Source organism: Novosphingobium sp. fls2-241-R2A-195, from assembly GCF_030209485.1.
Classification (GTDB): Bacteria; Pseudomonadota; Alphaproteobacteria; order Sphingomonadales; family Sphingomonadaceae; genus Novosphingobium; species Novosphingobium resinovorum.
The window spans coordinates 159,488-175,340 of record NZ_JARVRY010000006.1 but is presented as its reverse complement, the minus strand read 5'-3'; the positions used below and the strand labels follow the sequence as shown (position 1 = coordinate 175,340).

General features: G+C 65.8%; 19 protein-coding genes. 11 read left to right on the top strand and 8 right to left on the bottom strand.

Features of this window, described 5'->3' with window-relative positions:
- Positions 1-25: 25 nt before the first annotated feature.
- On the top strand, positions 26-799 hold the full coding sequence (locus tag QRN25_RS06075) for an SDR family oxidoreductase (RefSeq protein ID WP_285017998.1): 774 nt from the start codon (positions 26-28) through the stop codon (positions 797-799).
- 40 nt (positions 800-839) lie between these two features.
- On the opposite strand, the gene QRN25_RS06070 is transcribed toward QRN25_RS06075, so the two are convergent.
- The 3 genes from QRN25_RS06070 to QRN25_RS06060 all read right to left on the bottom strand — a co-directional run bounded on the left by QRN25_RS06070 (position 840) and on the right by QRN25_RS06060 (position 2,879).
- Entirely contained in the window at positions 840-1,283 is a 444-nt protein-coding gene (locus QRN25_RS06070; RefSeq protein ID WP_271181660.1) for a nuclear transport factor 2 family protein, read from the bottom strand.
- Positions 1,284-1,296: 13 nt separating this feature from the next.
- Positions 1,297-1,983, bottom strand: a complete 687-nt coding sequence (locus QRN25_RS06065) for an SDR family NAD(P)-dependent oxidoreductase (RefSeq protein ID WP_285017996.1) — start codon at positions 1,981-1,983, stop codon at positions 1,297-1,299.
- A gap of 188 nt (positions 1,984-2,171) precedes the next feature.
- On the bottom strand, positions 2,172-2,879 hold the full coding sequence (locus tag QRN25_RS06060) for a TetR/AcrR family transcriptional regulator (RefSeq protein ID WP_285017994.1): 708 nt from the start codon (positions 2,877-2,879) through the stop codon (positions 2,172-2,174).
- Between the two features lie 242 nt (positions 2,880-3,121).
- Between QRN25_RS06060 and QRN25_RS06055 the strand changes: the two genes are divergently transcribed.
- From QRN25_RS06055 to QRN25_RS06040, 4 genes are read left to right on the top strand one after another with little or no spacing between them, the layout of a single operon-like run.
- Positions 3,122-3,649, top strand: coding sequence for a nuclear transport factor 2 family protein (locus QRN25_RS06055; RefSeq protein ID WP_285017992.1), 528 nt, complete (start codon positions 3,122-3,124; stop codon positions 3,647-3,649).
- 20 nt (positions 3,650-3,669) lie between these two features.
- Entirely contained in the window at positions 3,670-4,995 is a 1,326-nt protein-coding gene (locus QRN25_RS06050; protein ID WP_285017990.1) for an aromatic ring-hydroxylating oxygenase subunit alpha, read from the top strand.
- The gene (locus QRN25_RS06045; protein ID WP_285017989.1) at positions 4,995-5,543 is read left to right on the top strand and encodes a VOC family protein; all 549 of its coding nucleotides are present in this window, start codon (positions 4,995-4,997) and stop codon (positions 5,541-5,543) included. Before QRN25_RS06050 ends, QRN25_RS06045 begins: the two co-directional genes overlap by 1 nt.
- A gap of 17 nt (positions 5,544-5,560) precedes the next feature.
- The gene (locus QRN25_RS06040; RefSeq protein WP_285017988.1) at positions 5,561-5,980 is read left to right on the top strand and encodes a nuclear transport factor 2 family protein; all 420 of its coding nucleotides are present in this window, start codon (positions 5,561-5,563) and stop codon (positions 5,978-5,980) included.
- Positions 5,981-6,098: 118 nt separating this feature from the next.
- Here the strand turns inward: QRN25_RS06040 and QRN25_RS06035 are convergent, their stop codons facing one another.
- Entirely contained in the window at positions 6,099-6,461 is a 363-nt protein-coding gene (locus QRN25_RS06035; RefSeq protein WP_271181655.1) for a putative quinol monooxygenase, read from the bottom strand.
- Positions 6,462-6,595: 134 nt separating this feature from the next.
- On the opposite strand from QRN25_RS06035, the gene QRN25_RS06030 reads away from it, so the two are divergent.
- Positions 6,596-7,354 carry a glucose 1-dehydrogenase gene (locus tag QRN25_RS06030; RefSeq protein WP_285017986.1) on the top strand — a complete coding sequence of 253 codons (759 nt, stop codon included), beginning with the start codon at positions 6,596-6,598 and terminating at the stop codon, positions 7,352-7,354.
- A 90-nt stretch (positions 7,355-7,444) separates the two neighbouring features.
- Here the strand turns inward: QRN25_RS06030 and QRN25_RS06025 are convergent, their stop codons facing one another.
- The 3 genes from QRN25_RS06025 to QRN25_RS06015 all read right to left on the bottom strand — a co-directional run bounded on the left by QRN25_RS06025 (position 7,445) and on the right by QRN25_RS06015 (position 11,237).
- Positions 7,445-8,665, bottom strand: coding sequence for a glycosyltransferase (locus QRN25_RS06025; protein WP_271181653.1), 1,221 nt, complete (start codon positions 8,663-8,665; stop codon positions 7,445-7,447).
- Between the two features lie 37 nt (positions 8,666-8,702).
- Positions 8,703-9,275: a helix-turn-helix domain-containing protein gene (locus tag QRN25_RS06020; protein WP_285017983.1), complete on the bottom strand. Its 573-nt coding sequence runs from the start codon at positions 9,273-9,275 to the stop codon at positions 8,703-8,705.
- A 177-nt stretch (positions 9,276-9,452) separates the two neighbouring features.
- Positions 9,453-11,237 (bottom strand): ABC-F family ATP-binding cassette domain-containing protein, encoded by a 1,785-nt coding sequence (locus tag QRN25_RS06015; RefSeq protein ID WP_285017981.1) that lies wholly within the window; start codon positions 11,235-11,237, stop codon positions 9,453-9,455.
- A 272-nt stretch (positions 11,238-11,509) separates the two neighbouring features.
- On the opposite strand from QRN25_RS06015, the gene QRN25_RS06010 reads away from it, so the two are divergent.
- The 4 genes from QRN25_RS06010 to QRN25_RS05995 all read left to right on the top strand — a co-directional run bounded on the left by QRN25_RS06010 (position 11,510) and on the right by QRN25_RS05995 (position 14,273).
- Positions 11,510-11,809, top strand: a complete 300-nt coding sequence (locus tag QRN25_RS06010; protein ID WP_008832031.1) for a PepSY domain-containing protein — start codon at positions 11,510-11,512, stop codon at positions 11,807-11,809.
- 104 nt (positions 11,810-11,913) lie between these two features.
- The gene (locus QRN25_RS06005; protein WP_008832032.1) at positions 11,914-12,591 is read left to right on the top strand and encodes a response regulator transcription factor; all 678 of its coding nucleotides are present in this window, start codon (positions 11,914-11,916) and stop codon (positions 12,589-12,591) included.
- 61 nt (positions 12,592-12,652) lie between these two features.
- Positions 12,653-13,969 carry a sensor histidine kinase gene (locus QRN25_RS06000; RefSeq protein WP_231958208.1) on the top strand — a complete coding sequence of 439 codons (1,317 nt, stop codon included), beginning with the start codon at positions 12,653-12,655 and terminating at the stop codon, positions 13,967-13,969.
- Between the two features lie 100 nt (positions 13,970-14,069).
- Positions 14,070-14,273: a hypothetical protein gene (locus QRN25_RS05995; protein WP_008832034.1), complete on the top strand. Its 204-nt coding sequence runs from the start codon at positions 14,070-14,072 to the stop codon at positions 14,271-14,273.
- A 122-nt stretch (positions 14,274-14,395) separates the two neighbouring features.
- Here QRN25_RS05995 and QRN25_RS05990 read toward each other — a convergent pair whose 3' ends face one another.
- Complete coding sequence (locus QRN25_RS05990; protein ID WP_008832035.1) at positions 14,396-14,710, bottom strand: chorismate mutase; 315 nt, start codon at positions 14,708-14,710, stop codon at positions 14,396-14,398.
- A 108-nt stretch (positions 14,711-14,818) separates the two neighbouring features.
- On the opposite strand from QRN25_RS05990, the gene QRN25_RS05985 reads away from it, so the two are divergent.
- On the top strand, positions 14,819-15,835 hold the full coding sequence (locus tag QRN25_RS05985; protein ID WP_037520943.1) for a polyprenyl synthetase family protein: 1,017 nt from the start codon (positions 14,819-14,821) through the stop codon (positions 15,833-15,835).
- Positions 15,836-15,853 lie beyond the last annotated feature (18 nt).

Below are 15,853 nucleotides of genomic sequence, written 5' to 3'. Positions count from 1 at the left end.
GAGGCGTCAACCAAGGAGTGTCCCCATGAAGACCACCGGAAACACCATGCTCATCACCGGCGGCGGCTCGGGTATCGGCGAGACGCTGGCGCAGCGCTTCCACGACGCGGGTAACACCGTGATCGTCGCCGGGCGCCGCCTCGACGCGCTGGAAGCGGCCTGCGCGGGCCGCGTGAACATGCATGCGATCACGCTCGACGTGGAAAGCGCCGCAGGCGTCGCCGCATTCGCCGCAGAAGTGCTGGAGAGGTTCCCGGCGCTCAACGTGCTGGTGAACAATGCGGGAATTATGCGCTATGAGCGGCTGGACCGCGCGCGCGACTTGTCGGACGCCGAGGCGACGATCACCACCAACCTGCTCGGCCCGATCCGGCTCATCGACGCGCTGGTGGATCATCTTGTGGCCAGGGGCGACGGGACGATCGTCAACGTCACGTCGGGCCTCGCCTTCGTGCCGCTGCCGGGCACGCCGACCTACAATGCGACCAAGGCTGCGATCCACAGCTACACGATGTCGCTTCGCGAGATGCTGCGTGACAAGGTCGAGGTTATCGAACTGGCACCGCCCGCCGTGCAGACCGACCTCACCCCCGGGCAGAGCACGCGCGAGGGTTACCAGCCGCTCGGCGAGTTCGCCGATGAGGTCATGGCACTTTTCGCGCAGCAGCCGACGCCCGAGGAAGTACTCGTCGAGCGCGTGAAGCCGCTGCGCTTCGCGGAAGTGCAGGGCACCATTGCGCAAGTCATGGCTCACATGAGCGCGATGACCCGCAAGATGTTCGAGCAGTTGGGGCTGTGAAGCCGTCGTCGTCCCGGGTTTGGCCCGGGACGACGGGGCATCAATCCTCGCGTGCGTCGAAAGTCGTGTATTCGCGGCGGGTGAAGCGCCACTGGCCGTCCGCTTTCGCAAGTTCGTCCACGTAGCGGCCGCGAAGGCGCATGGTCTTGCCTGAGGCCGGGTCCTCGAAGATTTCCGAGGTGTAGGAGATCGCCGAGGCCCGGTCGCCGTCGACGCGGATTTCGCCGGGGTGGGCGACGTAGACCATGGGCTTGGCGGCGTTTCCACCGAGGCCGTAGTTCTTCATCGATTCCACCCATGCGGAAACGATCGTTTCCTTGCCGGTGAAGCCGCCGAGGTCGGGAAATTCGGGCAAGGCCCAGTACGAATCCTCCGCCCAGGTCGAGGCCCATGTCTCGGCATCGCGGGTCATCACCGCGTGGGCATAAGTATCGAGCAATTCGCGGATAAGGATGCGGTCTTCCAACGGTCCGGTGAACGCCATGGTCGAAGTCTCCTTACCAAGCGTGCTTTTCGCCGTTCCACTTGTAGAATTCGCCGGTCTCCTCGATCGCCCAGCCGTCGGTCAGGGCCATGATCGAGGACGCGCTTTCTTGCGGGGAGATGTCGGCGCCGGGGCCGCTCATGTCGGTGGCGACGTAGCCGGGGTGGATGACGCCGACCACGATGCCGCGTTCCTTCAGGTCGAACGCGACCGAGCGCATCATGCGGTTCAGGCCCGCCTTGACCGCTGCGTAAGGCCAGTAGCCCCCGTAAGGCCAGGTCGATGCGCCGAGCTGGCTGGAGAAGTTGATGACCTTCGAACCGTCGTGCAGGCGCGGCAGGAATACGCTGAGCACGCGCAGCGGGCCTTTCAGCATGATCTCGATCGAATTGTCGAAGTCGTCCCAGTCGATCCCGTCGAACTGCGGTTCCGCCTTACCGGTGACGCCGGCGACATTGTACAGCACGTCGATCGGTTCGCCGCCGGTCTCCGCCGCGCCCGAGGCGACCGAGGCATTGTCGCCCACGTCCATCGCGTGGACCGTGATCCTGCCGTCCGAGGAGGCTGCCAATTCGTTGAGCGCGGCCGCGCCCGAGGGATCGCGGGCGAGGGCATAGACCCGGTCGCCGCGCTCGGCATGCTGCTTGACGAGTTCGTACGCGATGCCGCGCGCTGCTCCGGTGATTGCCACTGTCGCCATCGGGATATCCTTTCCTTCGATGCCCGGTTTTCGGGATTCGTTATCGGGAGCAACTCTGGAAGAGGGAGCGGGCTGGCGACACCTGTGACTTTTGAGAGAAGCGTGGGTGCGGCTGAGAGAAGCGTGGGTGCGGCGACCCTTCGACAAGCTCAGGGTGAGCGAAGGTAGGGCTGTGTTCCCGATGCCGCTCAGGCTGAGCTTGTCGAAGCCCCCGCCGCATCCTCACTCAGCTTCTGCATCGTGCGTGCGGCGAAGCGGCGCAGGCGGTCGATCCGCGTGTCGTCGAAGATCGGCTTGTGCAGGAGCATCCCGGCATGCATCGCGCTGGTGAAGTCGTGCGCGAGTTTCAGGTTGTCCCAGTCCTCTCGCCATTGCGGGAAGGCCTCGATCATCTCGCTCGCCCAGATGGCGTCGTAGCGGCGCGCGGCGGGTTCGAAGATCGCCGCCAGTTCCGCGTCGGTGCGGGCCGCGACGGCCAGTTCCAGCCATGCCGCATAGTCCTGCGTCTGGACCGAGCGCCAGTGGGCATCGCAGGCCAGTTCGATCATCGGCTCGTCCGTGCGGCGCGAGACCGCGTCGAAGTAGTCGGCGAGGAACGTGCGCATCCGGTGGTAGACGACCTGATCGACGACGGCGGACACGAGTTCCATTCTGGTCTGGAAGTGATGGTGCATCGTCCCGCGCGACACCTCGCTGGCGCTCGCCACCGCGGCGGTGGTGAGGCCGGGGTAGCCGCTCTCCACGAGGCAGTCGATCGCTCCGGAAACCAGCCGCTCGCGCATCATCGCGCTCTTGCGTTTTTGCCACTTTTCGGGGACGCCATTCTCCGGCAGGCGAGCATGGAGTTCGGGCATGAGCGCGTTGAGCATCCGGTCCTGCAGTGCCTCGGCCTTCATCGTCCTTCCCCCGTATCCCTTTGTTTCCCTGCGCTATCAGCGGGTTCGCCCGAACCTATCCTAAGTCGCAGGTTAGCAGATGCGCCCGAGCGTAGCATAAAAACCGGCAGTTGAGCCGGTTTATTTATCGCCGGCCGCACTCAAGGCCAGAGGCGCGCAAGAAAACAGACGCGCCCTGTCCGGGAACGGGAGATGGAAGGCATGCTCAGTACACGCGCGCAATCCGTCCGGAGGCCAGCCTCTTGGACACTCTGACGACCACCCGCTTCGACCTCGAGGCTGAGGTCCGCGACCTGGCCGCGCGGCGCGACATCGCCGATGCGGCGGCGCGCTATATGCGCGGGCTCGACCGGCTGGAACCGGACATGCAGCGCAGCGCCTTCCATGACGATGCCGTGATCGACTGCGGGTTGATGCAGGGCGACGCCGACGAATTCGTCGCCTTCTCGCAGGGTTTCCTCGCCGACATGAACGCGACGCATCACCTGCTGGGCCAGTCGCGCATCGCGGTGGAGGGCGAGCGGGCTTCGGGCGAGTGGTATTTCCAGGCCTGGCATTCGGCGCCTTCGCCCGATGGCGGCGTGCGCGACCTGTTCATTTCGGGCCGCTACCTCGACGAATACGCCTGCCGCCAGGGCGAATGGCGCATCGTGCGCCGCGTGCTGGTGACCGACTGGGTCAAGGACGATCCCGGCACGCTCGACTTCTTCGCCGCCAACCCCGGAGCCCCGCGCGGCGGCCGCCGGGGTGCGGACCCCAGCCAGACATAATCGACAGGACGAGAGGCACCATGAACATCCAGACCAAGGTTTCCCGCTACTCGCAGGAATTCGATCCGCCCGTCCGCGGCGACACCATCACCGCCGACCGCTACACCACCAAGGAATGGATGGACGGCGAGATGAAGAACCTGTGGCCCAAGGTCTGGCACCTTGGCGGGTTGCTGGCGGAACTGGAGGAGCCGGGCGACATCATCCGCCACAACTTCGCCAAGGAGTCGGTCATCATGGTCAAGCAGGAAGACGACTCGATCAAGGCGTTCTACAACTCCTGCCCGCACCGGGGTAACCGGCTCGTGCTGGGCGAGATGGCCAGCGTGCCGCGCATCGTCTGCGGCTATCACAACTGGACCTTCGACCTCGACGGCACCCTCGCCAAAGTGCAGGACCCCGACGATTTCGAAGGCGGCACGCCCTGCGGCAAGGTCCACCTTTCCGAACTGCGCTGCGAGACATGGGGCCCGTTCGTGTTCTGGTGCATGGACGACGACGTCGCCCCGCTGCACGAATGGCTCGAACCGTTCCCCGAGCGCCTGAAGGGCTACGGCATCGAGAACTGGGTGCGGGTGCTCAACGTCTCGGCCGATGCGGACTTCAACTGGAAGATCATCCGCGACAACTTCAACGAGAGCTATCACCTCCCGACGATCCACCCCGAACTGGCGACCTTCATCAACGACGGCTTGCCCGATACCCTGTTCGAGATGTACCCCTCGGGCCACAACTCGATGTGGATGAAGGGCCATCAGGCGACCACCCGCGTCGATTACCACACCTCCGAAGTGCCCGCTCCGCTGGGCGAGGCGGCGCGCGCGTGGGGCATCGATCCCGAGGAATACAACGGTCGCACGGGTGATCTGCGCGAAGCGATCATCGAGGCGAAGCGCCGCCTCGGTCCGGGGCGCGGCTACACCAATTACGACAACATGAGCGACCAGCAGCTGGTGGACTACTTCCACTGCACGCTGTTCCCCAACCTGACGCTGACCATGAGCCCCGAGCAGTTGCAGGTCCTGCGCACCGAGCCGCACCCCACCGATCCGGAGAAGTGCGTGTTCCAGCACTGGTGCCTCTACCCGCCGGTGGAGGGCATGAAGGAGGTCTTCACCCCGCTCGGCATGCTGCCGCTCCAGCATGACGCGGTCGCGCGCCATTCGGTCTACGGCGACGGCGTTTCGGTGGGCTATGTGGCGGATCAGGACCTGTCGATCGGCACCAGCCAGCAGCAGGGCCTGAACTCGCGCGGGTTCAAGGGCTGCATCCTGCCGGGTCAGGAAAAGCGCATCCAGCGCTTCCACGAACTGCTCAACGATTACGTGAAGGGCGCGCCGGAATAATGGTCGCGCCCGGCGTTCCGGGCTCCCACGTCATGCAGGTGGCCTTCATGGTTGAAGACCTTGAGGCCGCCTGCATGGACTGGGTGCGTACCACTGGAATCGGGCCGTTCCTCACCGTGCCGCATGTGGTGCTGGAGGAATATTCCTATTGCGGTCGGCCTGCCTCGGGTCTGGATTTCTCGGTGGCGATCGCGCAGTCCGGTGGCGTGCAGATCGAGCTGATCCAGCAGCATTGCGACAACCCTTCCGCCTACCGCGATACGGTGGCGAAGGGGCAGGGCGGCTTCCACCACCTCGCGATCTACACCGATGATTACGATGCGATGCATGCGCGCTATACGCAGCAGGGCTTCGTGACGGCGGTGGATGGCAGCTTCGGCGGCTTTCGCTTTTCCTACATCGACACCTCGGCGACGCTCGGCTGCATGATCGAGCTGATCGAGGAAAACCCGCTGCAGGGCGAATTCTTCGCCCGCATCGCCGGTGCCGCGCAAGGCTGGGACGGCTCCGACCCGATCCGCCCCGGCTTTCCCGTAGCGGCGCAATAAGAGAGGATCTTGCTTCAATGACAGCCTGCCCCATCGAGGATCGTCTGGCGATCCAGGACCTGCTCGTGTCCTATGCCCATGCCGTCGACAGCCTCCACGACCTCGACGGCATCTGCGCCGTCTTCGTGGAGGACGCGGTGTTCGACCTGTCGGGCATCGGTTTTCCCAGCCTCAATGGACACGGCGAGATCCGCAAGTTCTTCGAGGACACCTTCGCGGCGATGGCGGCTCACGCGCATTACCTGACGAACTTCGCGATCACCGCCTACGACGGCGATACCGCGTCGATCCGCGCCTATGTGATCGGCATGGGCAAGTACAAGGCGGGCGGCGGGATCACCGTCAACGGGCGCTACTACTTCGACGTCGTGCGCACGTCCGAGGGCTGGAAGGCCAAGCGCTACACGATGGATTTCCTGATCCCGATCGAGGGTTGAGGAGAAACGTATCTCCTACCTTCGTCATTGCGAGCGCAGCGAAGCGATCCAGGGCAACGCAAACCGCCCTGGATCGCTTCGCTGCGCTCGCAATGACGATGATTGAGGGTTGCGGGGTTTACGCCTCCAGCGTCACCCCGAATATCTCCTTCCGCGGCCAGCCGTCATCCGCATAGACCGCCTCCGGCATGCCCGCGCCGTAGAGCTGCACGCCGAATCCGGTGATCTCCCATTGCTCCAGATGCGCGCGCATGTCGGCGTAGGGCGGGTCGGCGAAGTGCTGGAGCAGGTCCTTCTCACTCTCCCATTCCTCGTAGACCTGGATCACGCCGGGATCGATCGGATCGACCGCCCAAGTATAGGCGAGGCAACCCTTCTCCTCCCGCGCGGCGAGGATATGGTCGCGGCCCGTGGTGATGATCTCGGCGCAGGTGCTCTCGTCGCCCGCGTAGCGCAGCCAGCCGGCCACGATGATGCGCATGGATTTGTCCTCTCTTGGTTGTGTCGCGAAGGCTAGGGGCGCCCTGCGCGCCGCGCCGCTCTCACTTTGCACAGGTGGTCCGGCGCGGCGCGGCGGGCCAAGTCCCCTGGCAGAGAAAAAACGGAGAGAGCGGAATGACGGGACGGATCGAAGGCAAGGTGGCGCTGGTCACCGGCGGCGCCTCGGGGCTGGGCGAGGCGATCGTCCGCCGCTACGTAGCCGAGGGTGCGGCGGTGCTGGTCGCCGATATCGACGCGGCTGCGGGCGAGCGGCTGGCCGCCGACCTCGGCGCGGCGGCGCATTTCGTCCCCCTCGACGTGACGCAGGAAGACCAGTGGATCGTCGCCTTCGCGCGGGCGGAGGAACTGCACGATCGCCTCGATGTGCTTGTGAACTGCGCCGGGATCACCACCGTCGGTTCGGTGGAGGCGCTGACTCTGGACGCTTTCCGCCATGAACTCGACGTGGATCTTGCCGGGCCGTTCCTTGGCTGCAAGCATGTCGTTCCGCTGATGAAGCGCACCGGCGGTTCGGTCATCAACATCGCCTCGATGGCGAGCATCCGTGCCCGGGACTATCTGGCCGCCTACAACGCCGCGAAGGCGGGCGTCACCCACATGACCAAGTCGATCGCGTTGCACTACGCGCACGAGAAGTACGGCATCCGCTGCAATTCGGTGCATCCCGGCGTGATCCACACGCCGATCCTCGACAAAGTGCTGGCGCAGTCCGACCAGCCCGAAAAGCTCTATGCCGAATGGGTCGCGGGCCACCCGATCGGCCGTCTCGGCAAGCCGGAGGAAGTGGCGGCGCTGTGTCTCTACCTCGCCAGCGACGAAAGCGCCTTCGCCACCGGCGCGGAGTTCGTGCTGGACGGCGGCTCGTCGCTCTGAAATCCGTCATTGCGAGCGTAGCGAAGCAATCCAGGGCCGTATGAGGCTGCCCTGGATTGCTTCGCTACGCTCGCAATGACGAAGCAAAAGTTAGGCGGTTTCCTCAAGCTCCGGGGCGGGTTCGTCCTGCCCCAGCACGCCCTTCCAGAAGTGTACGATGTTCTCCGCATTGACGCCCCACGAGAAGCGGCTGACGTGCTCGGCCACTTGCGCCTGCGTCGGCGGATCGGCGAGGATGTCCTCCACCGCTGCCGCGATGGCGTCGGGGGTGCGCTCGGCGATGCGCCCGGCGCTGGCGTCGCTGACAATCTCGCGCGCGCCGCCGATGTCGGGGATGACGATCGGGGTGCCGCAGGCGAGGCCCTCCACCCACACGTTCGCCAGCCCCTCGCTGGCCGAGGGCAGCACCAGCACGTCCGCCGCGCACAGGACGTGCGGCAGCAGTTCGTGATCGACGAGGCCGAGGAACTGCACGCGCTCTGCCACGCCTAGGCGCTGGGCGAGGGCTTTCAGCCGTGCCTCGTCCTCGCCGCTACCAGCCAGCGCAAGGCGGGCTTCGGGCAGGCGACACAGCGCCTCGATCACCAGCGCCTGTCCCTTGCGCGGGATCAGCGCGCCGGGCGTCACCAGCAGCGGACCTTCCGACCAGATGCCAAGGTTCGGCATCGCCGAGACGAGAGCGCGGGCGGCGCCGCGCTCGATGGGATGGAACTTCTCGCGGTCGAGGCCGGTGTAGTGGATATCGATCCGGTCGGCGGGCATGCCGAGCTGGATCATGTCCTCGCGCAGCGCCTGACTGACCGCGAGCAGCCCGGCGGACTGGTGCGCCGCCTCCAGCATCTGTTTCAGCGCATGGGGGCGCTGGCCCCAGAAATGGATGTCCGCTCCGCGCGACTTGATTGTCAGCGGAATGCCCAGTTCGCGCGCGACGATCGCGGCGGCCGGGCCGTCCGGGAAGAAGAACTGCGCATCGACGAGGTCGAAGGGCTTCTCCTTGTGCAATTTGCGCACCAGCGGCAGCACGGTGCGGGCGATGCGCCCCGGATTGGTGTCACCGCCGACTTTCGGGAACGTGGTGAACTTGGGGTAGTGGACCTTGAGGCCCACCGCGTCGCTCACCTCCGGAATGTCCTTTAGCCGCGCGTAGGGCTCGCGCGTGGAGAGTGGCCAGGGCGGGATGCCGATGGGGCTCACCATCGTCAGTTCCACCTGACCGCTGGCGACGACTGCGCGCATCTGGTTGCCGACGAAGACCCCGAACGAGGGCTTCACCGGGTTGGGAAACAGCGTGGCGATGGACAGGACGTGCATGGATTTCCCGTGGCGGCCGAGAGTCAGAGCTTGCGGATCAGAGCTTGCGGACCAGCATTTCGGCAACCGCGAGCCAGGCGGGTTGTTCCACCGCGACCGGGCTTTTGCCAGCGGCGGGCGGCAGGAGGGTGACGGCCTGTGCTCTACCCTCGGTAAGCCGACCGAACGCGAAGCGTCCGCCCTGCATGGGCGCGAGGACGTCGCGGTTGAGCAGGTCGGTGGCCTCTTCCGGACGGTGCTGGCGCAGCCACAGCTGGTCGCCCTCGCGGTATTCGCCGACGGCGGCGTCTACGGAAACGACCACCCACGGCGCGTCGGCGGAGAGATCGTTGGGCAGCACGGCATCGACCGGCTTCTTCAGCGCCTCGGCGCCCTTGGTGCCCAGCGTGGCGACGAGGCGGGCGGGCTCGGCGCCTTCGGAGCGCAGAAGCGTTTCCGGCTCCACCTGCAGCGCGGCGGCGATGCGGTTCATCCATACTAGCGACAGGTTGCGCATGCCGGTTTCGAGGCGACCGATGGTCTGCGCGGTGGTCGGCGGATCGCAGGCCAGCGCCACGTCGGCCAGCGTCATGTTCTTCTGGCGGCGGATGTCGCGGATGCGGTTTATCATGCGGAGCCTCTGTAACCGATTTGGTTTGAGAGGGCTATCGGCCGATTGGCGGGGTTTGGCAAGACGGCATCAGATACTTCGTCATTGCGAGCGCAGCGAAGCAATCCAGAGTGGCGTAAACCGCCCTGGATTGCTTCGCTGCGCTCGCAATGACGAACGGGGGGCAGAACAAGGGCCTCAGCCCTCGACCTGCTCAGCCAGTTCCAGCCAGCGCTCCTCGGCGTTGTCCTTCTCGGTCCGCGCCTTGGCGATGGCGTCGGTCAGCGCGGCGAACTTCTTCGGGTCGCGCGTATAGAGCGCCGGGTCGGACAGTGCCGTCTCGTCGCGCGCGATCAGGCCCTCCAGTTCCTCGATCCGCTTGGGCAGCAGTTCGTAGTCGCGCTGGTCCTTGTACGAGAGCTTGGCCTTCTTCGCGGGCATCTGCGGCGCGGCGGCTGCGGTTTCCGCCTTGGCCTTCTTTGCCGCGCCCACGGTACGCTCGCGGCGCTTGGCCTCCCAGTCGGCATAGCCGCCCGCGATCACGTCGATGTGGCCCGAGCCGTCGAGGCCCAGCGTGATGTTCACTGTTCGGTCGAGGAAGTCACGGTCGTGGCTGACGATCAGCACGGTGCCGTCGTAGTCCGAGATCACTTCCTGCAGCAGGTCGAGCGTTTCCAGATCGAGATCGTTGGTCGGCTCGTCGAGCACCAGCAGGCTGGAGGTGGTGGCGAATTCGCGCGCGAACAGCAGGCGCGAACGCTCGCCGCCCGAGAGGGTGCCGACCTTGGCTTCGACCAGCCCCGGATCGAACAGGAAGTCCTTGAGATAGCCCTGGATGTGCTTGCGCACCCCGCGCACGTCGATCCAGTCGCTGCCTTCGGCCAGCACGTCGCGGATGCGCATTTCCGGCTCCATGCGGCTGCGCTGCTGGTCGATCACGGTGGGCTCCATGCTGGCGGCCTGCGTGATCGTGCCGGAATCGGGCTGCATCTCGCCCATCAGCAGCTTGAGCAGCGTGGTCTTGCCCGAGCCGTTGGCGCCCACGATGCCGATGCGGTCGCCGCGCTGGATGCGCAGGGAGAAGTCCTTGATGACCGTGCGGTCTCCGAAGGCCTTGGTCACCTTGTCGGCGACGATCACCGACTTGGTCTTGCTGTCGTTGGCGACGACTTCCAGCTTGGCCGCGCCCTGCGGGCCGACCATCGCGGCGCGGGTGGCGCGCATTTCCCACAGCTTCGCCAGACGGCCCTGATTGCGCTTGCGGCGCGCGGTTACGCCGCGTTCCAGCCAGTGCGCCTCGATCTTGAGCTTGGCGTCGAGCTTCTGCGCTGCGCGCGCTTCCTCGGCGTAGACTTCCTCTTCCCACGCCTCGTAGCCGCCGAAGCCGATGTCCTTGCGGCGCAGGCCGCCGCGGTCGAGCCACAGCGTCGCGTTGGTCAGGCGGGTGAGGAAGGTGCGGTCGTGGCTGATGACCACGAAGGCGCCGTTGTAGCGCTGCAGCCACGATTCCAGCCAGTCGATCGCGGCGAGGTCGAGGTGGTTGGTCGGCTCGTCGAGCAGCAGCAGGTCGGGCTCCATCGCCAGCGCACGGCACAGCGCGGCGCGGCGGCGTTCACCGCCCGATGCGCTGGCGGCTTCGCGCGAGAGGTCGATGCCGAGCTGGTCGGCGATCGCCTCGACTTCGTGCCGGGCAGGCGCATCATCGCCGTGGATCGCGAAGTCGAGCAGGGTGTCGTAGCCGGTGAAGAACGGGTCCTGCTCCAGCGTGACGACGCGCGTGCCGGGCTGCACCGAGCGGGTGCCCTTGTCGGCATCGACGATGCCCGCCAGCAGCTTGAGCAGCGTGGTCTTGCCGGCGCCGTTGCGGCCGATCAGCGCCAGCCGGTCGCGCGGTCCCACGTTGATGTCGAGGCCCTGAAAGAGCCAGCCATTGCCCTGGACGAGGCCGAGGTTTTCCCAGCTGAGGATCGGTGCGAGTGCCATGGGCCGCGCCCTACAGGGGAGCGGCGGGGAAGGGAAGGGCCGCAAATCCTCCTTGTCGCGCAGCGATGGGGAGGGGGACGGCCGACGCAGTCGGTGGTGGAGGGGGAATACGCGCCCCCTCCGTCAGCCCTGCGGGCTGCCACCTCCCCATCGCTGCGCGACAGGGAGGATCAGGTTTGCGTTGCCCATCGGCCACACCGGAAACCTGTCTGCCACCTTCCCGCCACATTCAGGACTTGTTCAAGCCTTCAACTTTAGGCACCGAAGCCGTGATGAAAAGGATTTCGACCCTCCTTGCGGCGCTGGCCGTGCTTCCCGCTCTGATTGTTCCGGTGGCGCATGCTTCCGGCGGCGAGCAGGGCGAACTGCGGCGCGAGCGCCGCGCCGGCAACGTGCTGCCCCCGCGCGAGATCGAGCGCGAAGTACTGCCCCGCATGTCGGGAATGCAGTACATCGGGCCGGAGTACGACCCGGCGGCGATGACCTATCGCCTCAAGTTCATCAAGAACGGGAAGGTATATTTCGTCGATGTGGATGCCCGGACGGGGCGCATCATCGGCCAGTCGCGCTAGAGCGCTCGTACGGGAACGGGCCGGGAACTTAGCGACGCCCTGTTGCTTGACCGTTTCACCCTTTCGGCCCATCTCAACCTCGTTCATGTTAGGAGGACGGTACATTGCGCATCCTGATCGTCGAGGATGAGCCCACCCTGGGCAACCAGCTCAAGACCACGCTGGAGCAGAACGGCTATGCCGTGGACCTCTCCGCCGATGGCGAGGATGGGCATTTCCTCGGCTCCACCGAAGACTACGACGCGGTGATCCTCGACCTTGGCCTGCCCGAGATCGACGGGTTGACCGTGCTGGGCATGTGGCGCCGCGAGGGCCGCACGTTCCCGGTGCTGGTGCTGACCGCGCGCGACAGTTGGTCGGACAAGGTCGCGGGCCTCGATGCCGGCGCCGACGACTATCTGGCCAAGCCGTTCCAGACCGAGGAGCTGATCGCCCGCCTGCGCGCGCTGATCCGCCGCGCCTCGGGCAATACCTCCAGCGAGCTGACGGCGGGGCCGGTGCGCCTCGACACCCGCTCGGGCCGCGTCACGCTGTCTGGCGAGCCGGTCAAGCTGACCGCGCAGGAATACAAGCTGCTGTCCTACCTGATGCATCACAAGGGCAAGGTGGTCAGCCGCACCGAACTGATCGAGCACATCTACGATCAGGATTTCGACCGCGATTCGAATACGATCGAGGTCTTCGTCACGCGCATCCGCAAGAAGCTGGGTGCCGATGTCATCACGACGATCCGCGGCCTTGGATACAGTCTCGACGATCCCGCCGAACCCGGCCGCGGCTGACGCCGCCCCATCTCAGGCGCCCGTGAAGCGGGCCGGTAGTACCGGCTCGCTCGCGCGGCGCATGATGCTGATCGCGGCGGGGTGGATATCATTCCTCCTGCTCGCGGGCGGACTGGCGCTCGACCACACCGTCACCGGCATCGTCACGCGCAACTTCGACGAACAGCTGGGCTACATGCTGACCGGCATGATCGGCTCGGCCGAGATTTCGCAGGACGGCGAGGTTTTCTTCCTGCGTCCCTTGGGCGACCAGCGGTTCCTCGAACCCAATTCCGGCCTCTACTGGCAGATTCGCGCCAAGGGGCACGAGGATTTTCCCTCGCGCTCGCTGTGGGATCGCAGCCTGAACGTGCCGGACGGCCACTTCGACGCCGAAACCCACGTCTACGACAGCTTCCAGTTCGAGGGCGAGCCGCTTCGCGTGATGGAGCGCTCGATCATCCTGCCGGGCAGCGATGCCAAGTGGATGTTTACCGTCGCGGCCAGCCGCAAGGACCTCGACGACCAGATCAAGATGATCCGCTCGATCCTGGTCTACAGCTTCGTCGCACTCGGCGTCGGCCTGCTGCTGATGGCGGGGATGCAGACATGGTACGGCCTGTTTCCGCTTCGCCATGTGCGCCGCGCGATCCAGAAGCTGCGCACCACCGGCTCCAGCCGCGTCAACGATCCGCTCCCGCGTGAGGTCGAGCCGCTGGTGAACGAACTGAACGCGCTGCTCGCTCATACCGAGCGGCAGGCGGAGGAGGCGCGCACCCATGCGGGCAACCTCGCCCATGCCCTCAAGACGCCGCTGACGGTGGTGATGAACGCCGCCACGGCACAGGCGCCGGACCTTGCCGACACCGTGATTCGCGAGGCGGCGGTGATGCGCCGTCAGGTCGACCATCACCTTGCCCGCGCCCGCGCCGTCGGGCGCCGCGCTGTCGGCCAGTCACGTGCCGAGGTCTGGCCGAGCCTCGAGGCGGTGATGCGCGCGGTCGAGCGGCTCTACGACCAGACCCGCCTCGATCTCGACGGTAACCACGACGCCATCGTGGCGATGGAGAAGCAGGACCTCGAGGAAATGCTCGGCAACCTGATCGAGAATGCGGCCAAGTACGGCGGCGGCAGCGTCTTCGTCACCGTCGATGCGGCGAAGAACGAGCGGTTCTGCGAAATCTGGATCGAGGACGACGGCATGGGCATCCCCGAGGCCGAGCGCACCCGTATCTTCGATCGCGGCGCGCGGCTCGATACCGGAAAGCCCGGCACCGGCCTGGGGCTTGCGATCGTGCGCGATGTGGTGGAGATTTACGGCGGCACCGTCGAACTAGACGAGAGCGAGGATCTGGGCGGGCTGCTGGTGAAACTGAAGCTGCCGCGGACTGGGGCGTAAGACGTTTCCCGGCACATTTTTCGGGGTAACCGCTCCTGTCACGGCTTGCGGTCGCGGGCAGGGCGGCTATCTGCGCCGCATAGCCAATTCAGGAGCATTCATGAGCAAGCCCATCAACGTCCCGCTGACTTCGGACGAGATCGAAATGCTGGTCGACGCACTGGAAGTCGATCTCGAGGGTTACCTCGAATCGGCCAAGGAAGCGCGCGGCAACGGCAACCGCGACGACGTCGCGACCTTCACCGAGGCGGCGACGCGCATCCAGACGCTGATGGCGCGCCTGCAGGGTCTGGTGGAAGAGTAAGTCGCTAATTCCTCCCCGAGCTTGCTCGGGGAGGGGGACCGCCGACGAAGTCGGTGGTGGAGGCGGAGAGGGCACAGCCCCTACGTCGCTGCCACCTCCCCGAGACAAGCTCGGGGAGGAACCTAACCCTCGTTCTTCGCCCGCTCGTGGTGGCGGATCACTTCGTCGATGACGAAGCGGATGAACTTCTCACCAAAATCGGGGTCGAGATGCGCGTCCTCGGCCAGCTTGCGCAGGCGGGCGATCTGGCGCTCCTCGCGGCCGGGGTCGGAGGCGGGAAGGTCGGTCTTCGCCTTGTATTCGCCCACGGCCTTGGTGATCCGGAAACGCTCGGCGAGCATGTGGATCAAGGCTGCATCGATGTTGTCGATGCTGGAGCGAAAGCCCGCAAGCACGGGGTCGACGGTGCCGACGGTCGAGGAAGTCTGCTGAGTCATCGCAGCGCCCGCTAGCACGGGTTTCCCACTTCTGCCAATCCGGTTGCGGCCACGGTTGATACCGTTTGCACTTGCGTTGCGGTCGCCTTGAGCCCAAAGCGCGCAGCGATGAGCGCAGATATCGTCCCCCTGCAGACGCGCAGGCAGCAACCCTCCCTGGCTCCCATGCTGGCGCTTACCGCGTCCGGCATGAACAGCGTCAATGCCGTCATTCTCGACCGCATGCAGAGTGAGATTCCCCTTATTCCGGCCCTTGCCGGGCACTTGATCTCGGGCGGCGGCAAGCGCATGCGCCCAATGCTGATGGTCGCGGCTGCGGAGCTGTGCGGCTACCAGGGCAACCGCCACCACAAGCTGGCCGCCGCGGTGGAATTCCTCCACACCGCCACGCTGCTTCACGACGACGTCGTCGATGGTTCGGACATGCGCCGGGGCAAGGCTGCCGCGAACATCGTGTTCGGCAATCCGGCGACGGTGCTGGTGGGCGACTTCCTGTTCACCCGGGCCTTCGAACTGATGGTCGAGGACGGCAGCCTCAAGGTTTTGCGGGTCTTCTCCAAGGCCAGTTCGATCATCGCGGCCGGCGAGGTCGACCAGTTGACCGCGCAGCGCCGGATCGAGACGAGCGAGGATCATTACCTCCAGATCATCGGTTCCAAGACCGCCGCGCTCTTCGCCGCCGCCACCCGCATTTCCGCGATCGTCGCGGAAAAGAGCGAGGCGGAGGAAATGGCGCTCGACGCTTATGGCCGCAACCTGGGCATCGCGTTCCAGCTGGTCGACGATGCGATCGACTACGATTCGGACGTCGGCGAATCGGGCAAGGACAAGGGCGACGATTTCCGCGAGGGCAAGATGACCCTGCCGGTGATCCTCGCCTACGCGCGCGGCAATGCCGAGGAGCGCAAGTTCTGGGAGGACGCCATCGCCGGTTTCCGCACCGAGGACGAAGACCTCGCTCATGCGGTCGAACTGATCAACCGCCATGGCTGCGTCGAGGCGACCCGCGAGCGGGCACGGCTCTACGCCCAGCGCGCGATCGACGCGATTGCAGGCTTCCCGGCGGGCGAGGCACGCAACGCCATGGCCGAGGCGGTGGAGTTCGCCGTCGCGCGGCGGTATTGAGCTGAGGCTCGCTCCTCC